Source organism: Mesorhizobium sp. B4-1-1 (assembly GCF_006439375.1).
In the GTDB taxonomy this organism is placed as follows: Bacteria; Pseudomonadota; Alphaproteobacteria; order Rhizobiales; family Rhizobiaceae; genus Mesorhizobium.
In genome coordinates, this window is the sequence record NZ_VFTH01000022.1 from 1 (window position 1) to 21,939 (window position 21,939).

At 63.2% G+C, this 21,939-nt stretch carries 20 protein-coding genes; 13 read left to right on the top strand and 7 right to left on the bottom strand.

Going from position 1 to position 21,939, the window contains the following annotated elements:
- The first annotated feature begins 145 nt into the window (after positions 1-145).
- The 4 genes from rpiA to FJW10_RS30895 all read left to right on the top strand — a co-directional run bounded on the left by rpiA (position 146) and on the right by FJW10_RS30895 (position 3,371).
- Positions 146-841 carry a ribose-5-phosphate isomerase RpiA gene (gene rpiA / locus FJW10_RS24705; RefSeq protein WP_140902013.1) on the top strand — a complete coding sequence of 232 codons (696 nt, stop codon included), beginning with the start codon at positions 146-148 and terminating at the stop codon, positions 839-841.
- A 21-nt stretch (positions 842-862) separates the two neighbouring features.
- Complete coding sequence (locus FJW10_RS24710) at positions 863-1,480, top strand: DUF2059 domain-containing protein (RefSeq protein ID WP_140829928.1); 618 nt, start codon at positions 863-865, stop codon at positions 1,478-1,480.
- A 117-nt stretch (positions 1,481-1,597) separates the two neighbouring features.
- A complete protein-coding gene (gene gor / locus FJW10_RS24715; RefSeq protein WP_140902014.1) occupies positions 1,598-2,986 on the top strand; it encodes a glutathione-disulfide reductase in 1,389 nt (462 codons plus the stop codon).
- 172 nt (positions 2,987-3,158) lie between these two features.
- On the top strand, positions 3,159-3,371 hold the full coding sequence (locus FJW10_RS30895) for a hypothetical protein (protein ID WP_246674367.1): 213 nt from the start codon (positions 3,159-3,161) through the stop codon (positions 3,369-3,371).
- A gap of 44 nt (positions 3,372-3,415) precedes the next feature.
- Here FJW10_RS30895 and mgtE read toward each other — a convergent pair whose 3' ends face one another.
- From mgtE to FJW10_RS24750, 5 genes are all read right to left on the bottom strand, one after another.
- Positions 3,416-4,780 (bottom strand): magnesium transporter, encoded by a 1,365-nt coding sequence (gene mgtE, locus FJW10_RS24725; RefSeq protein WP_140902016.1) that lies wholly within the window; start codon positions 4,778-4,780, stop codon positions 3,416-3,418.
- A 280-nt stretch (positions 4,781-5,060) separates the two neighbouring features.
- Entirely contained in the window at positions 5,061-6,953 is a 1,893-nt protein-coding gene (locus tag FJW10_RS24730; protein WP_181177655.1) for an ABC transporter ATP-binding protein/permease, read from the bottom strand.
- Between the two features lie 357 nt (positions 6,954-7,310).
- A complete protein-coding gene (locus tag FJW10_RS24735; RefSeq protein ID WP_140902018.1) occupies positions 7,311-7,808 on the bottom strand; it encodes a DUF6252 family protein in 498 nt (165 codons plus the stop codon).
- Positions 7,809-8,244: 436 nt separating this feature from the next.
- Positions 8,245-8,925: a DsbA family protein gene (locus tag FJW10_RS24745; RefSeq protein WP_140829914.1), complete on the bottom strand. Its 681-nt coding sequence runs from the start codon at positions 8,923-8,925 to the stop codon at positions 8,245-8,247.
- Positions 8,926-8,965: 40 nt separating this feature from the next.
- Positions 8,966-10,786 carry an extracellular solute-binding protein gene (locus FJW10_RS24750; RefSeq protein ID WP_140829911.1) on the bottom strand — a complete coding sequence of 607 codons (1,821 nt, stop codon included), beginning with the start codon at positions 10,784-10,786 and terminating at the stop codon, positions 8,966-8,968.
- Positions 10,787-11,079: 293 nt separating this feature from the next.
- Here FJW10_RS24750 and FJW10_RS24755 point away from each other — a divergent pair, with 293 nt between their 5' ends.
- Positions 11,080-11,700 (top strand): invasion associated locus B family protein, encoded by a 621-nt coding sequence (locus tag FJW10_RS24755; protein WP_095765425.1) that lies wholly within the window; start codon positions 11,080-11,082, stop codon positions 11,698-11,700.
- Between the two features lie 97 nt (positions 11,701-11,797).
- On the opposite strand, the gene hspQ is transcribed toward FJW10_RS24755, so the two are convergent.
- A complete protein-coding gene (gene hspQ, locus FJW10_RS24760; RefSeq protein WP_181177656.1) occupies positions 11,798-12,121 on the bottom strand; it encodes a heat shock protein HspQ in 324 nt (107 codons plus the stop codon).
- Positions 12,122-12,332: 211 nt separating this feature from the next.
- Here hspQ and FJW10_RS24765 point away from each other — a divergent pair, with 211 nt between their 5' ends.
- Positions 12,333-13,295, top strand: coding sequence for an AEC family transporter (locus FJW10_RS24765; protein ID WP_140902019.1), 963 nt, complete (start codon positions 12,333-12,335; stop codon positions 13,293-13,295).
- On the opposite strand, the gene FJW10_RS24770 is transcribed toward FJW10_RS24765, so the two are convergent.
- Positions 13,272-14,483: a UbiH/UbiF family hydroxylase gene (locus FJW10_RS24770; RefSeq protein ID WP_140902020.1), complete on the bottom strand. Its 1,212-nt coding sequence runs from the start codon at positions 14,481-14,483 to the stop codon at positions 13,272-13,274. The genes FJW10_RS24765 and FJW10_RS24770 overlap by 24 nt on opposite strands.
- Positions 14,484-14,584: 101 nt before the next feature.
- Between FJW10_RS24770 and FJW10_RS24775 the strand changes: the two genes are divergently transcribed.
- From FJW10_RS24775 to FJW10_RS24805, 7 genes are all read left to right on the top strand, one after another.
- Positions 14,585-15,475: a DUF2182 domain-containing protein gene (locus FJW10_RS24775; RefSeq protein WP_140902021.1), complete on the top strand. Its 891-nt coding sequence runs from the start codon at positions 14,585-14,587 to the stop codon at positions 15,473-15,475.
- Between the two features lie 13 nt (positions 15,476-15,488).
- Positions 15,489-16,103 carry a DUF1326 domain-containing protein gene (locus FJW10_RS24780; RefSeq protein WP_140829900.1) on the top strand — a complete coding sequence of 205 codons (615 nt, stop codon included), beginning with the start codon at positions 15,489-15,491 and terminating at the stop codon, positions 16,101-16,103.
- A complete protein-coding gene (pcsA, locus tag FJW10_RS24785; protein ID WP_181177657.1) occupies positions 16,100-16,918 on the top strand; it encodes a phosphatidylcholine synthase in 819 nt (272 codons plus the stop codon). Before FJW10_RS24780 ends, pcsA begins: the two co-directional genes overlap by 4 nt.
- A gap of 135 nt (positions 16,919-17,053) precedes the next feature.
- The gene (locus FJW10_RS24790) at positions 17,054-18,031 is read left to right on the top strand and encodes a quinone oxidoreductase (RefSeq protein WP_140902022.1); all 978 of its coding nucleotides are present in this window, start codon (positions 17,054-17,056) and stop codon (positions 18,029-18,031) included.
- Between the two features lie 254 nt (positions 18,032-18,285).
- Positions 18,286-19,863 (top strand): ABC transporter ATP-binding protein, encoded by a 1,578-nt coding sequence (locus tag FJW10_RS24795; RefSeq protein ID WP_181177658.1) that lies wholly within the window; start codon positions 18,286-18,288, stop codon positions 19,861-19,863.
- Positions 19,860-20,990 (top strand): ABC transporter permease, encoded by a 1,131-nt coding sequence (locus tag FJW10_RS24800; protein WP_140902024.1) that lies wholly within the window; start codon positions 19,860-19,862, stop codon positions 20,988-20,990. The genes FJW10_RS24795 and FJW10_RS24800 overlap by 4 nt, the downstream gene beginning before the upstream one ends.
- Positions 20,990-21,910, top strand: coding sequence for an ABC transporter permease (locus tag FJW10_RS24805; protein ID WP_140829891.1), 921 nt, complete (start codon positions 20,990-20,992; stop codon positions 21,908-21,910). Before FJW10_RS24800 ends, FJW10_RS24805 begins: the two co-directional genes overlap by 1 nt.
- Positions 21,911-21,939 lie beyond the last annotated feature (29 nt).

The window sequence follows — 21,939 nt, forward strand, 5'->3', positions numbered from 1 at the left end:
GGTCCTGCGGCAATTGCGTTGCTGCAGCCGATACAGGTTGGGCCGGGTTCAAGCAAGAAGCCTCGATCGGTCCACAGCGCGGCCCTTTGACGGGACAGGCAAAAATGCTAGGAGGCGCGCGAAACCGGCGAAATCGGGGCTCCCCATGGATGCAAGGCAGTTGAAGGTCGAAGCCGCGCGGGCCGCGCTCGCCCATGTCGGCGACGGCATGCGGCTCGGCATCGGCACCGGCACCACGGCGGAAGAATTCGTGCGGCTGCTGGCCGAGAAGGTTGCGACCGGCCTCAAGGTCATCGGCGTGCCGACTTCCGAGCGTACCGCGGCGCTCTGCCACGAACTCGGCGTGCCGCTGTCTACACTGGAAGAAACGCCGGAGCTCGACCTCACCATCGACGGCGCCGACGAGGTCGATCCGGACCTGACCCTGATCAAGGGCGGCGGCGGCGCACTGCTGCGCGAGAAAATCGTCGCGGCGGCATCCGACCGCATGATCGTCATCGCCGACAAGTCCAAGATGGTCGGGACGCTGGGCCGGTTCCCACTGCCGATCGAAGTCAACAAATTCGGCCTGCGCGCCACCGAGATCGCGGTTCGAACCGCCGCGGCAGAGCTCGGTCTTTCCGGCCCGGTTACATTGAGGATGACGGGGGGCCAGCCATTTGTTACAGACGGCGGCCACTTTATCCTCGATGCATCTTTTGGCCGCATTCCGGATACAAGAGCGCTGTCGAATGCTCTCTTCGCCATTCCAGGCGTTGTCGAGCACGGTCTATTCATCGGGCTGGCGTCAACGGCCATCATCGCCGGCGGCGACGGTATCGAAACCGTCCATGCAGCCTGAAACCAGGGAGTTCTATCGACCATGATGTTGCCTAAACGAGTTCGCCGTTTTTCGATGCTTCTGGCGGCCTCGGCCGCCCTTGCGCTGTCTTCGCCGGTGTTTGCGCAGGATGTCAGCGAATCGCATCTGAAGGCGGCGCGCGCGGCCGTCGCGGCGATCCATGCCACAGACACGTTCGACAACATCCTGCCACAGGCGGCCGGCGCGCTCGAGGCGCAGCTCATCCAGAAGAACCCCGACATGCAGGAGCTGATCGGCAAGACCGTGGCCGAGAAAGCGCTCAGCCTCGCCTCGCGGCGCGCCGATCTCGAAAAAGAAGCAGCACTTGCCTATGCCAAGGTGTTCTCCGAGCAGGAGCTCAACGACATCGCCGCCTTCTACAGCTCGGAAGCCGGCAAGAAGCTGCTGGACAGCGGTCCCGCGGTGACGCGCGACCTCGTGAAGGCTGCCGAGATCTGGCAGAACGGCGTCGCCCGCGACCTCGCCCAGCAGGTCGGCGAGACGATCGCCGCCGCCGCCAAGGCCGCGGCGCCGGCAGCACCGGCTCCGGACGCCACCGCGCCCGCCGATGGTTCCGCTCCGGCGGACAATTCGGCTCCCGCCGACAATTCGGCCCCGGCGGACGATTCGCAGAACTGATCCCAGTCAATCCGCCGACGGCGGCTGGACCACAAAGCCCGGGTTTGCCCGGGCTTTTCTTTTGCCGCTTTGCAGCCTACCTGTGACCTGTCTTTCTCATCCGCAGGAGCCCATGCGATGGCTGGTTATGACTATGATCTGTTCGTCATCGGCGGCGGCTCCGGCGGGGTGAGGGCAGCCCGGGTGGCGGCGGCTCTCGGCAAGCGCGTCGCCGTCGCGGAGGAATACCGCTTCGGCGGCACCTGCGTCATCCGCGGCTGCGTGCCGAAGAAGCTCTATGTCTATGCCTCGCAATTTCCCGAGCATTTCGCCGACGCCGCCGGCTATGGCTGGACGGTGCCCGAGGCAAGCTTCGACTGGCAGACGCTGGTCGCCAACAAGGACAAGGAGATCGCGCGGCTTGAGGCGATCTACAAGAGGAATGTCGAGGGCTCCGGCGGCGAGACCTTTCATTCACGTGCAGTGGTCGTCGACCAGCACAGCATCTATCTGGTTGCCGAGGACCGCACGGTCAGCGCCGACCAGATCCTGATCGCGACTGGTGGGCGGCCTGCGCCGCATCCGGCGCTGTCAGGCCACGAATACTGCATCTTCTCCAACGAGGCCTTCGATCTCAAGGAGCTGCCAAAGGCGATCATGATCGAGGGCGGCGGCTACATCGCCGTCGAATTCGCCAATATCTTCCATGGCCTTGGCGTCGACACCACGCTGGTCTATCGCGGCCAGGAAATACTCAGCCGCTTCGACATGGATTTGCGCCGCTCGCTGCACGAGACCATGGAGAAGAAGGGCATCAAGATCCTCTGCCCCGCCATTTCGGAATGGGTGCGCAGGACCTCGGAGGGTCGGCTCGACGTGCTGCTGTCTTCCGGCCAAACCCTGACGGTCGACCAGGTCATGCTGGCGATCGGGCGTATCCCCAATACCGAGAATATGGGCCTGGAGGGCGTCGGTATCGAACTCAGCAAGACGGGCGCGATCGTGGTCGACCAATATTCGCGCACCAATGTCGACAACATCTGGGCGATCGGCGACGTAACCCATCGCGTGCAACTGACGCCGGTCGCTATCCACGAGGCGATGTGTTTCGTCGAGACGGCCTTCAAGGACAACCCGACTGCGCCGGATCACGACACCATACCGACGGCGGTGTTCTCGCAGCCGGAGATCGGCACCGTCGGCCTCTCGGAAGACGACGCGATCAAGCGCTATCCGGATGTCGAGATCTACCGCGCATCGTTCCGTCCGATGCGGCATACGCTGTCCGGCCGCGACGAGAAGATGCTGATGAAGCTGGTGGTCGACGGCGCGTCCAGGAAGGTGGTCGGCGCGCATATTCTCGGGCCCGACGCCGGCGAGATGGCGCAGCTTCTCGGCATTGCGCTGAAGGCGGGCCTGACCAAGGACGATTTCGACCGCACCATGGCCGTGCATCCGACCGCGGCCGAGGAACTGGTGACGATGTACAAGCCGACCTATCGCGTGAAGAACGGCGAACGCGTCTGACATTTTAGCTGGTCCGTCATTCCGGATTTCAAGGAGCCCGTAATGTCCGCCACCGCCGCGCCGCCAGACCGCAATTTCGCCCGGCGCGTCGATCAGGTCGCGGATGGCGCGATCGAGGAGCGCCGTATCGTCGGCGCGGTCGTTGTCGTCGCCCGGCGCGGCAAGATTCTTTATGGCCGCGCAGCCGGGGTCGCCGACCGCGAGGCGAACGAACCCACGCGATCTTCCGCCCGGCCTCGGCGATATCCTGAAGCTGCTCGAAGCGCTGCGGCGCGGAGACCGCCCCGAGACGGCGGCAGCAATGATCAGGGATGCGATCGCCGGCATGATGGGCGCTTTCCCGGACGCGCTGCGCGACGCGATCTACGGCTGGCAAGCCGGATGACGGAGACAACCCGCCGCCGGCGATACCGGCGGCGGTAGAGTCTTCTACAGCAGCGTGCCGCGCAGGATCACCAGCGCCACCGAGAAGTAGATCACCAGCCCGGTGACGTCGACCAGCGTGGCGACGAAGGGTGCCGAGGCGCTCGCCGGGTCGAAGCCGACGCGCTTCAGCGCGAAGGGCAGCATCGATCCCGACAGCGAGCCGAAGGTGACGATGCCGACCAGCGCCGCGCCCACCGTCGCCGCGATCAGCATCCAGTGCGGACCGTAGTCGTAGAAGCCGAAATACTGCCAGAGCGCGATGCGGCAGATGCCGACAATGCCGAGGATCGAACCGAGCACCACCCCGGTCGGCAGCTCGCGCAGCGCCACCCGCCACCAGTCGCGCAGCCCGATCTCGCGCAGCGCCAGCGCGCGGATGACGAGCGACGTCGCCTGCGAGCCGGAGTTGCCGCCGGAGCTCATGATAAGCGGGATGAACAGCGTCAGCACGATCGCCTTTTCCAGCTCGCTCTCGTAGCTCTGCATGGCGTTGGCCGTCAGCATCTCGCTGAGGAACAGCGCGCAGAGCCAGCCGGCGCGCTTCTGAATCATGGCGAGGAAGCTCATCTTCATATAGGGCTCGTCCAGCGCCTCCATGCCGCCGAAACGATGCACGTCCTCAGTCGTCTCCTCGATCATCGTGTCGATGATGTCGTCGACGGTGACGATGCCGAGGATCCTGCCGTGGTCGACCACCGGCAAGGCGAGCAGGTCGTATTTCGAGATCGTCTGCGCCAGGTTCTCGCGATCGGTGAGCGGCGTCACCGTCACGGGCACGCGATCGGGCGCTACCGACAGGATCGGATCCTCCGGGTTGCCGGTGATCAGCCGGCGCAGTCCGGTCGAACGCAGCAGGAGCTGCGTCTCCGGATCGACGATGTAGATGGCGTAGATGGTTTCGCGGGTGCGCTCGACCTTGCGGATGTAGTCGAGCGTGCGCCCAACGGTCCAGTCCGAAGGCACGCTGACGAATTCCGTCGTCATGATCGAGGCGGCACTGCCTTCCGGATAGCCAAGGATGGATAGCAGCGTCGCGCGCAGCGGCGTGGCCAAGGCGCCGAGCAGCTCCGAGCGGGCCGGCTCATCCAACTCGCGCAGAATGTCGGCCGCGCGGTCGACCGACATGGCGGTCAAAAGCTTGCTTGCCTTGGGACGGGGCAGGGCTTCGGCGAGCTCGGGCGCTGCTTCGAGCTCCGGCTGGTCGAAAATCTCGACCAGCCGCTCGAACGGCACGGCGCAAAGCAGCTCGATGGCCGTCTCGCAACGTTCGTGGTTGAGGGCTTCGACGACGTCGGCGACGTGATCGTTGGCAAGAACACGGGCGACGGCGGTTGCTTCGTCGTCCAATACGGGGGCGAATTCGTTCATGGCTCACTCCTTGCCGTCCGGCAGGACGTGAGCCATCAGGTCACGTCAGGGCGGACGGCGGTTGCGTTCGACTGTGACTGTCGCCAGGCATGGGCGGATTGACCTTTCTGCTCGCCGGGTTCGAGTTTGAATTTGGCGAGCGGGCGCAACATAGGAGCGCTTTTTGCCGAGTCAATTGTCAAAAGCTCGGAAATCGGGTGAGGGGAGGTCGGATCGCGAGACTGTGATCGGCAGCCGCAGCAGCCAAGCCATGGAATCAGTTAAAAGCTTGGCCTGACTGCTATTTCTGCTTCAGCCGGCGGAACCGCAGCCATTTGTCCTCGGCCGGCCGCGGCGGCTGGGCGAGGATGGTGGTGAGCTCGCGCGGCAGGCTGGGAGCGAGCGGCTTCTTGGTGGCGACGCCGTCCGCGATCGCGACCACGCTGTGGTAGAAATCCTCGCCCGTAAGCGAGCGCGGTGGCACTGCCTCATGCATGACGCTGATGACGGTGACGTTCGCGCAATTGTCCTTGATCGCTTGGTGGAAGGCGATCTTGCCTTCGGGATCGAGCGCGCCGGTCGCTTCGTCGAGGAACAGAAGTCCGGGCTGCTGCAGGATGATACGTGCGACCACCAGCTTCTGCTTCTGGCCGCCAGAAAGCACCTGGTCCCAGATCTTGCCCTCGCGGCTCTCGTCGGCCAGGTGCCCGATGAAGTCGCCGAGGCCGGCCTTGTGCAAGGCCGCCGCGACCTGCGTGTCGCTATGGTCGTTCTCGGAACCCGGCAGGCATACGAGCTGCTTCAGCGAGACCTGCTGCAGCTTCACCTCCTGCGCGGCGTAGAAACTCGTCACGCCCTCTGGGAAGACGATGGTGCCGCGGCCATATGGCCACAGGCCGTTGATCGCCTTGATCAGCGAAGTCTTGCCGCAGCCGGACTCGCCCTTGAGGAAGGTCCATTCGCCACGGCGGAAGCGCAGATTGGCGGCGCTGAGAAACGGCGTCGCGTCCTCGCCCTGATGCGCCAGCTCGAGCTTCTGGATGGTCAGGCCGAACACCGGGTTCTGGGTGGCGTAGCCGAAGTCGGAGCGGCCGGTCTGCTGATAGAATTCGCGCGGGTGCTGGACGTTCTCGATGGCGTTGGCGAGTTCGGTGACACGCTGGCTGTTGGCTCTGAGTGTCGCGATCGCCGGCATCACATGGATGAACCACGAGCACTGGCTGATCAACTGGGCGACCATTTCGGAGCCGGTGATGTAGCCCTTGTAGTCGAGGCGGTTGTGGATGAACGACACAAGGCCTGGCGAATAGGCAACAATACGGGCGCCGACGAAATTGTAGATCAGCTCGAACGACGTGTAGCTGGTGTTGACGACATTGAGCCGTCCCCATGTCTTGTCGATGTCTACATAGAGCCTGTCATGCATCGACTTTTGCACGCCCTCGCCATGCGAGGCGGCGACGTGGAAGCTGCGGCGCAGGAATGTCGTCAGTTCGCTGCGGTAGCTGCCCTCGGCCTGCTGCATGCGCACATTGAGCCGCTCGAGCAGCCGCCCGAGCTTGACCGCGATCCAGGTGTTCAGCGGCACGTAGATGGCGACGGCAAGGAAAGCCAGCACCGCGGTGCCGTAGCTGCCCAGGAATTCCAGACCCTTGACCTCGACCGAGGACCCAATCAGGTTTTCACCGATGAAATAGAGCGAAGTCGCGACGCCCAGCACGCCCATGGCAAGCCCGATAGCGCCGCCGGTCATGTCCTTGATCGATTCCTGGATGCGCTGGTCGATGTTGTCCGGAGCGACGATGCCGCCGGCCACCGAACCGTGCTGAGCATGGAAATGGGTGTGGTTGCCGTCGAGCAGGGCCTGGTTGAACTGGTTGTTCAGCCAGCCCCGCCATTTGCGGTGCAAGGTCGTTGAAACGAGATTGCGCACGCCGGTGAAGCAGGCATCCTTCAGCACAACCAGCAGCACCAATATGCCGGCATTGGTCAGGATGGTCTGCAACGGGTGAGTGTTGGCGGCGTCGTGGAGGAAGGCGATCGAATTGCCCAATTCGCCCAACGCCACGGCAAACCAGACGCCGGCCTTGCTGGACAACGCCGTCAGCAGCGCGATGACGATGGTGAGGGTCCAGGCTTCCTTCCAACGGTCGGAGAACCAGTAAGCCCGCATCAGCCCCCAGAATGTACGCATCGACGATACCGGCGTCAGGGACGAGGTCTTTGCCTCGCTGGATGTTTGCTCCGGTACTGTACGTTGCGGTCTACCGACCCAAGTCACGATCCCGCCCAAACCTTTCTTAGTTTTGTTACACAGGGTAACACCAATTGATCATTTTCCATTAATTTTCTGCCGAGGAATGTGAGCAGGGTTACCCGCCGTGGCGCGATGGCAACAGAGAGGCCGTACCGGGCGGTCGCCAGCCACGCCGATTTCGTCTTTTATTCCAGCGCGTTAAAGACGATTGCGCCAGCCGGCGGCAACCTTCCCTTGGGGAAGCGGAAAACACGGGTTTGTGAATGGAAAAGAGGTATCCGCGCGCCGGGATGGCTACTGGGCGGTGACCGGAATGCCCGAAAACTTACCGTCAATGAGATCTTCGGGCTTGCCCGATTCGTCTTTTCCCGACGCGCTGAAACGACCGGAAACGGTCATCGCGGCGGGATCGTATTTGTCGACGACGATCTCGCCGCTGGCGAAGCGGACATGGCCGACCATGGCGCCGGAATCGAGAACGTTGAAGCTGGCGCTGTTCGCGGATGACCCGGTCTTGAGCGGATAGGTGCCGGCAAAGTCGTTCGGATCTTTCAAAACCAGCATCGAATTGAAGGTCATGGTCGGCGAGCCCTGTTCTGTTCCCGACAGGTTCAAAACCGGCTTGCCGCCCATCTGCATCGTCTGGGCCAAGGTAAAGGACGCCGTCCAGGGTTTGCCTTCGAAGGTCGCCGACATAACGGCTTCCTCGGCCGATACGCGCTGCAACGACAATGGGAGCCCCAGGGCAAAAGGCAAGGAGAGCAGCAACAATGCGCCACGCCTGACTGCCATTTATGTCGTCCTCAAATCAGCCAAACCCCTCTCAGTCCTAACCCAGCGCCGTGTCCGAGGCGATTCACCAGATCGTGTTCGGCCAGGACGGGCATGATTTGACAACACGGCTCCTCGGGTCGAACCTTGTCGGTGTGGGCTTGCTGGGGGGTATGACATGCCTGCACGGGTATTTGCTGTCGGCAGCGCATGCCGGCAACCAGAGCATTCCGGCAAGCGCCGAGGGCCAGATCGAGTTCAACACGCCGTCCGGCAATATCGGCTGCATTTTATACGCCGAAGGGCGGCACCAGCACCTACCAGCCGCGGGATGGCGGGCCGGAGCTTTCCTGCTCGCGCGTCGAGCCGAGCTACGTGAGCGTAATCCTGGGCCGAAGGGGCCGGCGACACTGATCAAGAATCCCAGCCTTCCGTCCCGATTGTGCGGAAGGAGCCTTCAGTTCGCGGTTTCCAGCTCGCCTCGCGCCTTGGCCTGGGCCACCTGGCGGATCGCGTCGGCAAGCGTGTCGGCATCCTGCGCGCCCATCACCGCGTATTTGCCTTCGAGCAGGAAGCAGGGCACGCCGGTGATACCCATGCGCGAAGCGGTGGCGATCTCGTTGCGGACTGCCTCGACATCGGCGTCGGTCGGCAGCAGCGTTTCGACCACCGACGCATCCATGCCGGCCTCGCCGGCGGCGTTTGCCAGCACGGCGTGGTCGCCGATGTTCACGCCTTCCTCGAAATTCAGCTGGAAGAGGCGGCGCACCAGTCGGTTCTGCACATCTTCACCCGCGGCTCCCGCCCAGCGGATGACGCGATGAGCGTCAAGCGTATTGGCCGCGACCTTGATGGCGCCAAATGCAAAATGGATGCCCTCGGCCTCGCCGAGCGGCTCGATGCGCGCGTGGATCTGTTGGACGCGTTCCTCGCTGCCGAACTTGCCGAGCATATATTGACGGCGATCCATGCCCGCCGGCGGGATGGTCGGATCGAGCTGGAACGGCCGCCAGCTGACATGCACGTCGACGTCGCTTGCAGCAGCAATGGCCTTGTCCAGCCGCTTCTGGCCGATGAAGCACCAGGGGCAGACAACATCGGACACGACATCGACAGTGATGGAGTTCTCGGCACTCATGCTCGTCTCCTTTTCGGTTCCGATCGTCGCTGGGCTTGCGTCAGTTGGACTTTCGCCACCAGGTCGGCAGCTGATAGCCGAATATGGGGGTCTTTTGCGGATGTTCCAGATAACTCCAGTAAGCGAGCCATTGCTGCGTGTTGTATTGCATCGGCACCAGGTAATTGCCCGAGATCAGCAGCCGGTCGAGCACACGCACCGCGGCGACATAGTCTTCCTTGGTGCGGGCGTTCAGCATGGCGTCGATCGCGGCGTCGATCGCCGGGTCGGCGACGCCGGCGAGATTGAACGATCCTTCTGTCTTCGCGGCGATCGATCCCCAACGGCCGAGCTGCTCGCTGCCGGGCGACAGCGAATTGCTGAAGCCGCTCGTCCCGATCAGAACCTCGAAGTCGAAACGCTGCTTGCGCGACTGGATCTGGTCGCCATCGAGGCTGCGGATGCCGACGTCGATACCGATCTTCTCCAACGTGCGCTGGTAGATAGCGGCCAGCCGCTCTTCGTCCTGCGATGAGGTCAGGATCTCGAAGCCGAACGGGTTTCCCAGCGGGTCGAGCATCTTGCCGCCCTGCACGCGGAAGCCGGCGCTCTTCAACAATTCGAAGGCCGCTTTGAGCACCTTGCGATCCTGGCCCGAACCATCCGTCACGGGCGGGCGCCAGGTGCCGTCCATCACATCGGGCGGCACGCGGCCGGGGAAGGGGGCAAGCAGCGCCTTTTCGCGATCGTCGGCCGGGTGGCCAAGCGCGGACAGGTCCGAATTCTGCCAATAGCTCATGGTGCGGTTGAACTTGCCGCCGAACAGATTCTTATTCGCCCACTCGAAGTCATAGAGCGTGCCCAGCGCGCGGCGCACGACCGGGTTGGCGAACTTCGGCAGCCTGGTGTTGAACAGGAAGCCGGTCACCACCGGGGGAATGCCGGTGGTGAAATACTCTTCCTTCACATCGCCTCGCCGGAAGGCTGGAAAGTCGATGTCGCGCTCGCGCTTGACCGGATCGGCCTCGTCATCGAGGGCGCAAATGCCTTTCTTGAATGCTTCCGTCTTGGCGTTGGCGTTGAGAAAATACTCGATGGTGATCTGGTCGAAATTGTCGAAGCCGCGTTTCGACGGAATGTCCTTGCCCCAATAGTCCGGGTTGCGCTTGAAGACGATCCGCTGCCCCGGCAGCACCTTGTCGACGGTGTAGGGTCCGCTGCCGATCAATGGCTTCAGCGTGGTTCTGTCGAACGTGTCCTTGTCGAAGGCGTGCTTAGGGACGATCGGCGTCAGCGCGACGATCAGCGGGAATTCGCGGTTGGCCTTGTCGTTGAAGGTGAATTTCACACTGTGGTCGCCGGTCTTTTCCAGCTTGGCGATCATGCTCATGCGGTCGCTGTAAGGCGGGCGGCCCTTGTCGGTGAAGACGTCATAAGTGAACAGCACGTCCTCCGGAGTCACCGGCTGCCCGTCCGACCATTTTGCGTCGGGGTTGAGATGGAACTCGATGCTCTTTCGTTCAGGATCCATGTCGGCGCTGTCGGCAAGCAGCCCGTAGAGACTGAAGGGCTCGTCATAGCTGCGCTGCATCAGCGGCTCGAAGACGAGATTGCCGTAAACGATATCGATCATGCCGCGCGCCGTGGTGCGCAGGCTTTTCAGGATGAAGGGGTTGAGGTTGTCGAAGGAGCCGACGACGCAATAGGTGACGCTTCCGCCTTTCGGCGCGTCTGGATCGACGTAGTCGAAATGCTGGTAGTCGGGCGGCAGCGCCGGCTCGCCCTGCATGGCAATGCCGTGCTTCGGCTCCGACTGTGCCGGAAGGAGCGCGAGAGCCAGAAACGAGGTCGCGGCGATCAGCCGAACGAGAACGCGGTCCATGACCGTCTCCTTGCCGGGCGGCTTTGTGATTCGCTATGCACCCTAGAGCATTTCCTTACCCGATTGAATCGGCGCCCGATTGGGAATCGGGTTCAGCCGCTCCGGCACCGATCGATGCTCGCCCCCGAGAGAGGAAACCGCGAAGAAATCGCGGAAACCGGGCTGGATTCGATGCCGCTGGCAGTGTAACACGCGCTCCGAAGTCATCCTGTTGCCTCATTTGGGCAACAGGTAGCTGGACCACGGCACGAAGAAGCCGGTCCCCGGGATCATTTGAGAGGAAAGTGCACCATATGACGATCAACGCGTACCGCCTTTCGGTGCTGGCCGCAGGCGTGGTCGGCGTTCTGGGCGCCGGGCTTTTCACCGCCTCGGCCCAACAGCAGCCGCAGATCCCGCAGGGCTGGTTCAAGGCCTGCACCAAGCAGGAAGACGTCGACATCTGCAATGTGCAGAACATCGTCACCGCCGGCAACGGCCAGCTCGTCACCGGCGTCAGCCTGATCGAGCTCAAGGGCAAGGTGAACCGCAAGGTCTTCCAGGTCACGGTTCCGACCGGCCGCCTCGTTCCTCCGGGCATTGCGCTCCAGATCGATGCCGGCAAGGCGCAGAAGCTCGATTATGTGATCTGCTTCCCGGATCGCTGCGTGGCGGAAGTGCCGCTGAGCGACCAGCTCGTCGCTTCCTTCAAGAAGGGGCAGGGGATCACGCTCACGTCGATCAACTTCCAGAACCAGCCGAACCCGATCAAGATCGCGCTCACCGGCTTCAGCGGCGCCTATGACGGCCCGCCGCTGCAGCAGTCGGACATCGAGGACCGGCAGAAGAAGCTGCAGGACTTCGTCGCCAAGAACAATCAGGATTTCGCCAAGAAGCTCAAGGACGAGCAGGACAAGGCCAAGACCGCGAACTGATCCCGGAAGCGTATTTCTCGGAAAACAAAAAAGCGGGGCAAATGCCTCGCTTTTTTGTTGTCGCCGCGCCGCGCGCGATGGGCAACATTCGTTGGCCTCAGTGCCTCGACTGGCGCTTTGGCTCGTAGCGGCCATCCGGCAGTTTGTCGAACATTTCGCCGATCTGCGGATGCCGAACCGGCTCGCCCGACCGGTCCTCGAGCAGGTTCTGCTCGGACACATAGGCGATGTATTCGGTCTCCGAATTTTCCGCCAGAAGATGGTAGAAAGGCTGGTCCTTGCGCGGACGCACATCGGCGGGAATGGCCTCGTACCATTCCTCGGTGTTGGCGAATTCGGGATCGACGTCGAAGATCACGCCGCGGAACGGAAACAGCCTATGGCGAACCACTTGTCCGATCGAGAATTTGGCCGTTTTCATCACGTTCACCACTTAGGTTCCGAGGCGCCTGTCGTGGCTGCGCGCAAGGCGCCTAAGACCTTGAATTTACACGTCACCCGGCCAAAAATCGACCCCGACTTTCGGCTTGGTGCTATTTGGCGCAGACGCTGCGGCAATTCAATAGCCGAACTCCTTGACCTTAGCCGAAGCGACGGGTTAGCCCGCATGGGAGTTTCCCGCCCGAGCGAAAATGTCTGAAATCATCGGTCTCGTTCTTCCATTCTTCGGCATGATCTTTGTCGGTTTCCTGGTGGCGCGCATCACCAGGCAGCCGCTGGAGGCGCTCGGCTGGATGAACATTTTCATCGTCTATGTCGCGCTGCCGGCCTTGTTCTTCCAGCTGCTCGCCAAGACGCCGTTCGAGCAGTTGACGGAGTGGAGCTTCATCCTCGGTTCGCTAATCGCCACCTACGCGATCTTCACGCTGATGTTCGCGTGGTCGGTCTTCATTTCCCGCGGCGGTATCGCGCCTGCGACGATCACCGCCCTTGCAGCCGCTTACGGCAACATCGGCTATATGGGGCCGGGCCTTGCTTTGCTGGCGTTCGGCGAGCAGGCGGCGGTGCCGGTGGCGCTGATCTTCTGCTTCGAGAACATCGTGCATTTCACCGTCGCGCCGATGATGATGGCGTTGTCGGGCAAGGAGAAAGCGCCGCCGCTCCAACTGGCGTTCGGCGTCGTGAAGAAGATCGCGCTGCATCCCTTCATCATCGCGACGGCCCTTGGCGTCGCCGCCGCCTATGTGGAATTCCGGCCGCCGCTGCCTGTCGATCGCTTCCTCGACTATCTTGCCCGCGCGGCCGCGCCTTGCGCCTTGTTTGCGATGGGGGTGACGCTCGCGCTCAGGCCGCTCAACCGCGTGCCGCACGAACTGGCATTGATCGCCGGGCTGAAGCTGGTCGTCCACCCGCTGCTTTGCTATGTCGTGCTGAGCTGGATCGGCAATTTTTCGCCCACCTGGGTCTTTTCCGCCATGCTGCTGGCGGCGCTGCCGACGGCGACCAACGTCTTCGTGATCGCGCAGCAATACGATGTGTGGGTGCAGCGGGCTTCCGCCAGCGTGCTGATCACGACATGTTTTTCGGTGGTGACGGTGACCGCGTTGCTCTATGCGATCCGGCACGGAATCCTACCGGCCGACCTCTTTCCTTAAGCCGCCGGCAATCGCGCGAAAACCACTGCCGGGCCGCAGTCCCTCGCGCATGAAGAACGCGCGCAGCGGCGCGGAGCCGCCCAGCGCGTTAAGGCCGGCGCTGCGCGCCAGCTGCGCCGGCAGCATGTCGGACAGAAGCGACATGTTGAGCAGGTTCACCGCACCGCTGCGCGCCCATATGTCGGGTCGACGTCTTGTGTCATAGGCGGCGAGGGGCCCGCGTGCACCGGGATCTCCGCTGTTTTCACTCGCGATTCCAATCAGATCGTCGATATCCCTGATGCCGAGGTTGAGGCCCTGGGCGCCGATCGGCGGAAACACATGCGCCGCCTCACCGACCAGCGCCACGCGGTTTTGCGCGAAGCGGCCGGGCGAGGCCGCCGACAAGGGATAGACTTGGCGACCCGGCTCGACCGAGACGCGGCCGAGCATCGACTGCATCTGCTCCTCGACACGCTCCGACAGGCTTGCATCGTCGAGCGCGGCAAGCTCCTGCGCCGTTTCCGGCTTCACCACCCAGACAAGGCTGGAGCGCCTGCCGGGCAGCGGCACCTGCGTGAATGGCCCCGTTTCGGTGTGGAATTCCGTCGAGACGAAGCCATGCTCGCTGCGGTGGCCGAAATTGAGCACGAGCGCCGATTGCGGATAGGGCCGCGCGAAGGCGCGAATGCCGGCGGCTTCCCGTGCCGGGGACAGGCGACCGTCGGCGGCGACCGCCAGGGACGCAGAGACTTCGCTGCCGTCGGCCAGCCGGGCGCGGGCCTGATCGGCGCCGAGGCGCCATGACTCGACAATGGATTTCAGCCATTCGATGCCGCGATGGGCTGACACGGCCTTGGCGAGGATCGGGGTCAGAACCATGTTCGGCAAATTGAGCCCGAACTGTTCCTCGCCGATCTCGCTGGCGCGAAAGGTCACGGTCGGGCTTCGGATCAACCGGCGGGTTGCGTCGACGATGCGCATCACCTTGAGCGGCGCGGCCTGCGGCCTCAGTTCGGCAAGGATGCCCAGCCGGTCGAGAACCTTCAGCGCTGGATTCATCAGGGCGGTGGTGCGGCCGTCGGTGGTGTTGGCCTCGGGGCCGACCAGCATCACGTCAAAACCGGCCTCGGCAAAGCCGAGCGCCGCGATCAAGCCGGCCGGACCGCTGCCGGCAACCAGGATGCGGGCTTTGTCGTTGTGCTCCACGCCAAGCTTCCACAATGCGAGGCGACCCGTCGGGCCTTTGTGCGGATATAGGGCAGATCAGCCGGCTTGATCAACGCGACGATTCAGCCCATTCGAATGCCATGAGTGGTGAGCAGCACGATTTCAGCCATCTCGACCGGGCGGGCCGCGCGACGGCGGGCGTGGCGCGCAGCCCGCGCCGCGCTGTCATGCTGACGATCGGTATGGGCGTCGCTCTTGCCTGGCTCCTGCTCGGCGCGATGGCGATACGCGGCGCTGAAAGCAGCCCCGCCGGCGTCCCCGGCGACATGCTGCTGAAGAATCTGCCGAGCCTGCCGTTGCCGGGTGTTCTGGACCGGTTCTTCGCTCTTTGCCTCGCGCCCGCGCCGCTTGCCGGCCCGTCCGGTCTGCAGGCGCCGGCGCTGGTGCTGATGTGGTTTCTGATGGCCGTGGCAACGATGCTGCCTTCGGCGGCGCCGCTGATCCGCACCTATTGCGAAATCGCCGACACGGCGAGGATCAAGGGCGAACCCGCCGTTCATCCGCTGTTGCTTGTCGCCGGATACCTTACCACGTGGCTTGGCGCATCCGTGGGCTTCACGCTGTTGACGCTTGCGATCTACACCTTTGCCGGTTCCGGCCGGATGCTCGATCCCGCCATCGGCATTGCCGGCGCCGCCGCGCTGCTCGTCGCCGGCCTCTATCAGTTCAGCGGCTTGAAACAGGCATGCCTGGAAAAGTGCCGTAACCCGTTCTCAATCCTGTTCGCCAACTGGAGCGCGAAACCAGCCCGCATCTTCCGTTTGGGGCTGGAGCAGGGCGTCTGGTGCCTCGGTTGCTGCTGGGCGCTGATGCTGGTGATGTTCGCCGTCGGCGCGATCAACGTCTTCTGGATGGCGTTGATCGGCCTGTTCACCCTGATCGAAAAACAGACTACCGGCAGGGTGGTCAGCCGGGTTGCCGGTGCGATACTGCTTGTGTGGGCGGCTGCCCTGCTATTAGTTTCGGCGTGACGGGGAGATTTCGATGAGCGATCAAAGCTGGGCAATGAAAGGGGAGTTGGTACTCTCCTGCAATTGCACGGTTTTCTGCCCCTGCGTGCTGTCGCTCGGCAGCCATCCGCCGACCGAGGGCTATTGCCAGACCTGGGCCGGCTTCCGCATCGACGCGGGCCATTTCGGCGACGTCGACCTGTCGAGCCTCAATCTCGGGCTGGTGATGGAAATCCCGGGCTATATGAGCCGCGGCAATTGGAGCGCCGGGCTGTTCATCGACAAGCGCGCCTCGGTCTATGCGGTGAAGGCATTGACGAAGATATTCACCGGCAAGGCCGGCGGCACGACATCGCTGCTTTCGATCCTCGTCGGGAGATTCCTCGGCGTCGAGCAGGTACCGATCACCTACGAGACGCGCGACAAGACGCGCGTCTTCCAGATACCGAAGATCATAGACGGTGCGGTGACGCCAATTCCCGGCAAGGATCGCGAGAAGGATACGGTGATCACCAATTCGGAATATTGGATCGCGCCGGAAATCATCGTGGCGAAGTCCGACAAGAGCAAGATGCGGGCCTTCGGCCGCAACTGGAATTTCGCCGGCCGCTCGGCCGAAATCTGCAAGCTGGACTGGCGGGGACCGTGAGCAAGAACACAGCGGCCAGGAAGGCAGCCAAGAAGATCGCGGAGCGGCTTCCGCTGCCGAAGAAGAAGGTGACGTGGCCGCAGGCGCGCGCGTTCTCCGTTCATCTGCTCACGGCGTCAGGATCATTCCTTGCCTTCCTGTCGCTGGTGGCGGCGAGCGAGGAACGCTGGACGGCGATGTTCTGGTGGCTGGGGCTGGCGCTTTTCGTCGACGGTATCGACGGCCCGATCGCCAGGAAGCTCGAGGTCAAGGAGATCCTGCCGACTTGGTCGGGCGAACTTCTCGACAACATCATCGACTATGTCACTTACGTGCTCATACCGGCCTTCGCGCTCTATCAGCGCGGCTTCATGGGCGAGAACCTGTCCTTCCTATCCGCGGCCATCATCGTGGTCTCCAGCGCGATCTACTATGCGGACACCGGCATGAAGACGAAGGAGAACTTCTTCAAAGGGTTCCCCGTCGTCTGGAACATGGTGGTGTTCACGCTCTTCGTCATAGAGCCCGGGCAATGGGTGTCTTTCGCCGTGGTGGTGGTCGCCGGCATCCTGACCTTCCTGCCGATCAGCTTCATCCATCCGGTGCGCGTCGTGCGGCTGAGGCCGGTCAATCTCGGCATGACGCTTCTATGGTGCGCCTTCGGCGCGCTGGCGCTGGCGCAGGCAGCACTTGCCGCCTTCTATGACAAGATCGGCGTGCTGGGAGAGCAGGTCAGCAGCTTCACCAAGATCGGCATCACGATCACCGGCCTCTATCTCGCCTGCATCGGAGGCGTCATGCAGATGTTTCCCAATCTGGGCACCAAAAAGTCCTGATCCTGGATCAGGATAATTTTTGGTCGAATGGTCATCCTGGCGCAGCCGTCTATCGGCGCATCACGTTTCGAAAACCGGTTCTCCCTTTCGGGATCATGTTTCAGATTGTGTACGTATCCTTCAGAGAGTTGAGCGATGTCCAAGGCAATCCGCATCCACGCCAATGGCGGCCCCGAAGTCCTGGCCTATGAAGACGCCGATCCGGGCCAGCCGGGAGAAGGCCAGATCCTGATCCGGCACACGGCGATCGGCCTCAATTTCATCGACGTCTACCACCGCTCCGGGCTTTACCCGCCACCCGGCGGCTTTCCGCTGATCCCGGGCGGCGAGGCGGCAGGGGTCGTGCTGGCGCTCGGCACCGGCGTCGACTGGCTGAAGCCCGGCGACCGCATCGCCTATGCCGTCAATGTCGGCGCCTATTGCGAGAAGCGGGTAATCGCCGCCGACCGTGTGGTCAAGGTGCCGGACGGCATCAGCGACGAGCAGACTGCGGCCATGATGCTGAAGGGCATGACGGCCGAATACCTCTTGCGCCGCACCTTTCCCGTCAAGGCCGGCGACACGATCCTCTATCACGCGGCCGCCGGCGGCGTCGGCCTCATCCTCGGGCAGTGGGCAAAGCATCTCGGCGCGACCGTGATCGGCACCGCGAGCTCGGCGGACAAGATCGAACTGGCGCGGGCGCATGGCTTCGACCACGTCATCAACTACAAGGAGCAGGATTTCGTCGCCGGCGTCGCGGCGCTTACGGGCGGGAAGAAATGCGACGTCGTCTACGATTCCGTCGGCGCCGACACCTTTCCGGCATCGCTCGATTGCGTGCGGCCGCTCGGCATGTTCGTGAGTTTCGGTCAGTCGTCCGGGCCGATCCCGCCTTTCTCGATGTCGCTCCTGGCGCAGAAGGGCTCAATCTACGCAACCCGGCCGACCCTGTTCGTCTACAACGCCGGACGCGAGGAACTGGTGAAATCGGCCGAAGCGCTTTTCGACGTGGTCAAGAGCGGCGCCGTCGAGATCAAGATCAACCAGCGCTATGCGCTGAAGGATGCGGCAAAGGCGCAAGCGGATCTCGAGGCCCGCAAGACGACGGGAACGACCGTCCTCATTCCCTAGAGCGTTTCACTGCTTCGCACTTTTCGGCGCCATGCTGTAGCCGGCTGCCCTGTTTTTCGGCGACTTGCCGTCCCCGAAGGCAGGGCCTTGCCCGAAAAGCGCTGTTGATTTGCTGTCGTTCTCTATGGGTCTATCTTAGCCCTTGAGTTTCCGCTGAAATTCTTGAAGCTCTTTCAAGTTGGGTGCTGCTTTCCGATGGGAGCCGGCCGCGCATACCATGCTTTCGGGAACACAGAACATATCCAGGAAACTGGATGGGAGGCACTGTGAGTGCAAATCATGACAGGGCGAACCTGCTTGAGGTTCGTGGTCTAACCAAGATTTTCGGCACGCTGACGGCGTGCGATCACATCGATCTCAATATCGCAAAAGGCGAGATCCACGCGTTGCTCGGCGAGAACGGCGCCGGCAAGTCGACGCTGGTCAAGATGCTGTTCGGATCGCTCGAGCCGAACTCGGGCGAGATCTTCTGGGACGGAAAGCCGGTCAAGATCACCAGCCCGGGCGTGGCCAAGAAGCTCGGCATCGGTATGGTGTTCCAGCATTTCTCGCTGTTCGAAGCGCTCACTGCGGCCGAGAACATCGCGCTTTCGCTCAATGACGGTTCGCCGATCGGCAGCATCGCGGCGAAGGCAAGGGCGCTATCCTACAGCTACGGCCTGCCGCTCGATCCGGATTCGCTGGTCGGAGACCTCTCGGTCGGCGAACGCCAGCGCATCGAGATCATCCGCTGCCTCTTGCAAACACCGCAGCTCATCATCCTCGACGAGCCGACCTCGGTGCTGACGCCGCAGGAAGCCGACAAGTTGTTCGAGACGCTGGAGCGGCTGCGCTCGGAGGGCAAATCGATCCTCTACATTTCGCACCGGCTGGAAGAGGTCAAACGCATCTGCGACCGCGCCACGGTGCTGCGCCACGGCAAGGTTGTCGGCCATTGCAACCCGCGCCAGGAGACCGCCGCGTCGCTCGCTCGCATGATGGTCGGCAGCGAAGTGAAGGCGGTGGTGCGCGCGCCGGCGGAAGGCATCGAAACGGCGCCGGCGCTGCTGGAAATCCGCGGCCTCAGCCGCAAGCCGGCGACGCCCTTCGCGATCCCGCTCAAGAACATCAACCTCACCGTGCGCGCCGGCGAAGTGATCGGCATCGCCGGCGTCGCCGGCAACGGCCAGGGCGAGTTCTTCGAATCCGTTTCCGGCGAAGTGCAGCAGCAGGACGCCGGCTCAGTGCGCATTCGCGGCAAGGACGCCGGAGGCCTGTCGATCACCGGCCGCCGCCTGATGGGGGCCGCCTTCGTGCCCGAAGAGCGCCTCGGCCATGGCGCGGCGCCGCGCATGAAGCTTTCGGAGAACCTGCTGCTCTCGCGTCACGCCACCGACGGCAAGGCTTTCGTCGGCTCAGGCGGCATGGTCAAGAACGGCGCGGTGTACAGCGCCGCGCAGCGCATCATCACGGCCATGGACGTGCGCAAGAGCGCGCCTGATCCGGAGGCGGCTGCGCTGTCGGGCGGCAATCTGCAGAAATTCATCGTCGGCCGCGAGCTCGACCGCAAGCCGAGCGTGATGATCGTCAACCAGCCGACATGGGGCGTCGATGCAGGTGCAGCTGCCCACATCCGCCAGGCACTGATCGAGCTTGCCCGCAGCGGCTCGGCGGTCCTCGTCATCAGCCAGGACCTCGACGAATTGTTCGAACTGTCGGATGCGATTGCCGTCATGCACAACGGAGAACTGTCGGTGCCGCTGCCGATCGCCGAAGCGACGTTCGAGAAGATCGGCCTGTTGATGGGCGGCGCCGAGCCCGGCCACGCCGAACACAGCCTGGAGGTGGCATGATGCGCATCGAACTCGTCAAACGCCCGCAGCGCTCGGCGCTGTTCTCGATGCTGTCGCCCTTCATCGCCTTCGCGCTGACGATCATCGCCGGCGCCATCATGTTCGCCTTGCTCGGCGTCAATCCGCTCAATGCCTTCGAGATCTATTTCGTCGAGCCGATCAGCCAAGTCTGGCAGTTGCACGAGCTGGCGATCAAGGCAGCACCCCTGATCCTGATCGCGGTCGGCTTGTCGGTCTGCTACAAGGCCAACATCTGGAACATCGGCGCCGAAGGCCAGTTCATTTTCGGCGCGATCTTCGGCTCGATCATCCCGGTGCTGTTCCCGCAATTCGAAGGCCCGCTGGTGATTCCGCTGATGCTTCTGCTCGGCATGGTCGGCGGGGCGTTCTACGCCTCCATCCCGGCGTTGTTGAAGACCCGCTTCAGCACCAACGAGATCCTGACCAGCCTGATGCTGGTCTATGTCGCGCAGCTCTTCCTCGATTGGCTGGTGCGCGGTCCGTGGCGCGATCCGCAAGGTCATGGTTTCCCGCAGACGATCCAGTTCGGCGATTCCGCCGTGCTGCCCGAACTGATGCCGGATGCCGGCCGCGCCAATTGGGGCTTCGTCTTCGCCTTGGTGGCCGCCGTGCTGGTCTGGCTGATGATGAGCCGCATGCTCAAGGGTTTCGAGGTGCGCGTGATGGGCTCCAGCCCAAGGGCAGGGCGCTTTGCCGGCTTCGGCTTCAACCGGATGGTGTTCTTCACCTTCCTTCTGTCCGGCGCGCTGGCCGGCCTTGCAGGCATCTCGGAAGTCTCCGGCGCCATCGGTCAGTTGCAGCCGGTGATATCGCCCGGCTACGGCTTCACCGCCATCATCGTCGCCTTCCTCGGGCGGCTCAATCCGCTGGGTATCGTGGCCGCGGGCCTGGTGCTGGCGCTGACCTATCTGGGCGGCGAGGCGGTTCAAAGTGCCCTCGGCATTTCCGACAAGGTGGCGCGCGTGTTCCAGGGCATGCTTTTGTTCTTTGTGCTCGGCTGCGACACGCTCATCCATTACCGCATTCGCCTGATCGGCATGGCGCTGACGAAGCCGAACGGCGCGGCGCAGCTCGAAGCGGCGCCCAAGCTCGAGGAGGCCCGCTGATGGACATCGCCGTCAACATCCTTTTGACCATTGCGACCGCGGCGACGCCGCTTTTGATCGCGGCGATCGGCGAGCTGGTGGTCGAGCGCTCCGGTGTGCTCAATCTCGGCGTCGAGGGCATGATGATCATGGGCGCCGTCGGCGGCTTCGGCGCCGGCTACCTCACCGGGTCGCCGTGGCTCGGCCTACTTGCCGCTATCATCGTCGGCGCGCTGTTCTCGCTGCTGTTCGCCGTCATGACGCTGTCGCTCGCGACAAACCAGGTGGCGACCGGCCTGTCGCTGACGCTGCTCGGTCTCGGCCTTTCGGGCATGATCGGCACCAGCTTTGTCGGCCAGCCGGGCGTGAGATTGCCAAATCTCGACATCCCGGGGATCAGCTCGATCCCGGTCGTCGGCAGGCTGATCTTCGGTCAGGATCCGGTCTTCTACATCTCGATCGCGCTCACTGCGGCCGTCATGTGGTTCCTGTTCAAGACGCGCACAGGGCTTACGCTGCGCTCGATCGGCGACAGCCATACGTCGGCGCACGCGCTCGGCATCAAGGTCATCCGCTATCGCTACCTGTCGGTGATCTTCGGCGGCGCCTGCGCCGGCCTTGCCGGCGGCCACCTGTCGCTGGTCTACACGCCGCAGTGGGTGGAGAACATGAGCGCGGGCCGTGGCTGGATCGCGCTGGCGCTGGTGGTGTTCGCTTCCTGGCGCCCATGGCGGGTGCTGGCGGGCGCCTATATCTTCGGCGCGGTGTGGATCGGCCAGCTTCATGCACAGGCTTTTGGCATTCCGGTGCCTTCGCAGTTTCTTTCTTCGCTGCCCTATCTGGCAACCGTCGTGGTTCTCGTTCTAATCTCGCGCAACAAGCGGCTGACGATGATGAACACGCCGGCTTCGTTGGGGCAGCCATTTGTTCCGGATCGTTGACAACAACAAAAAGACGGGAAGCTCCAAGG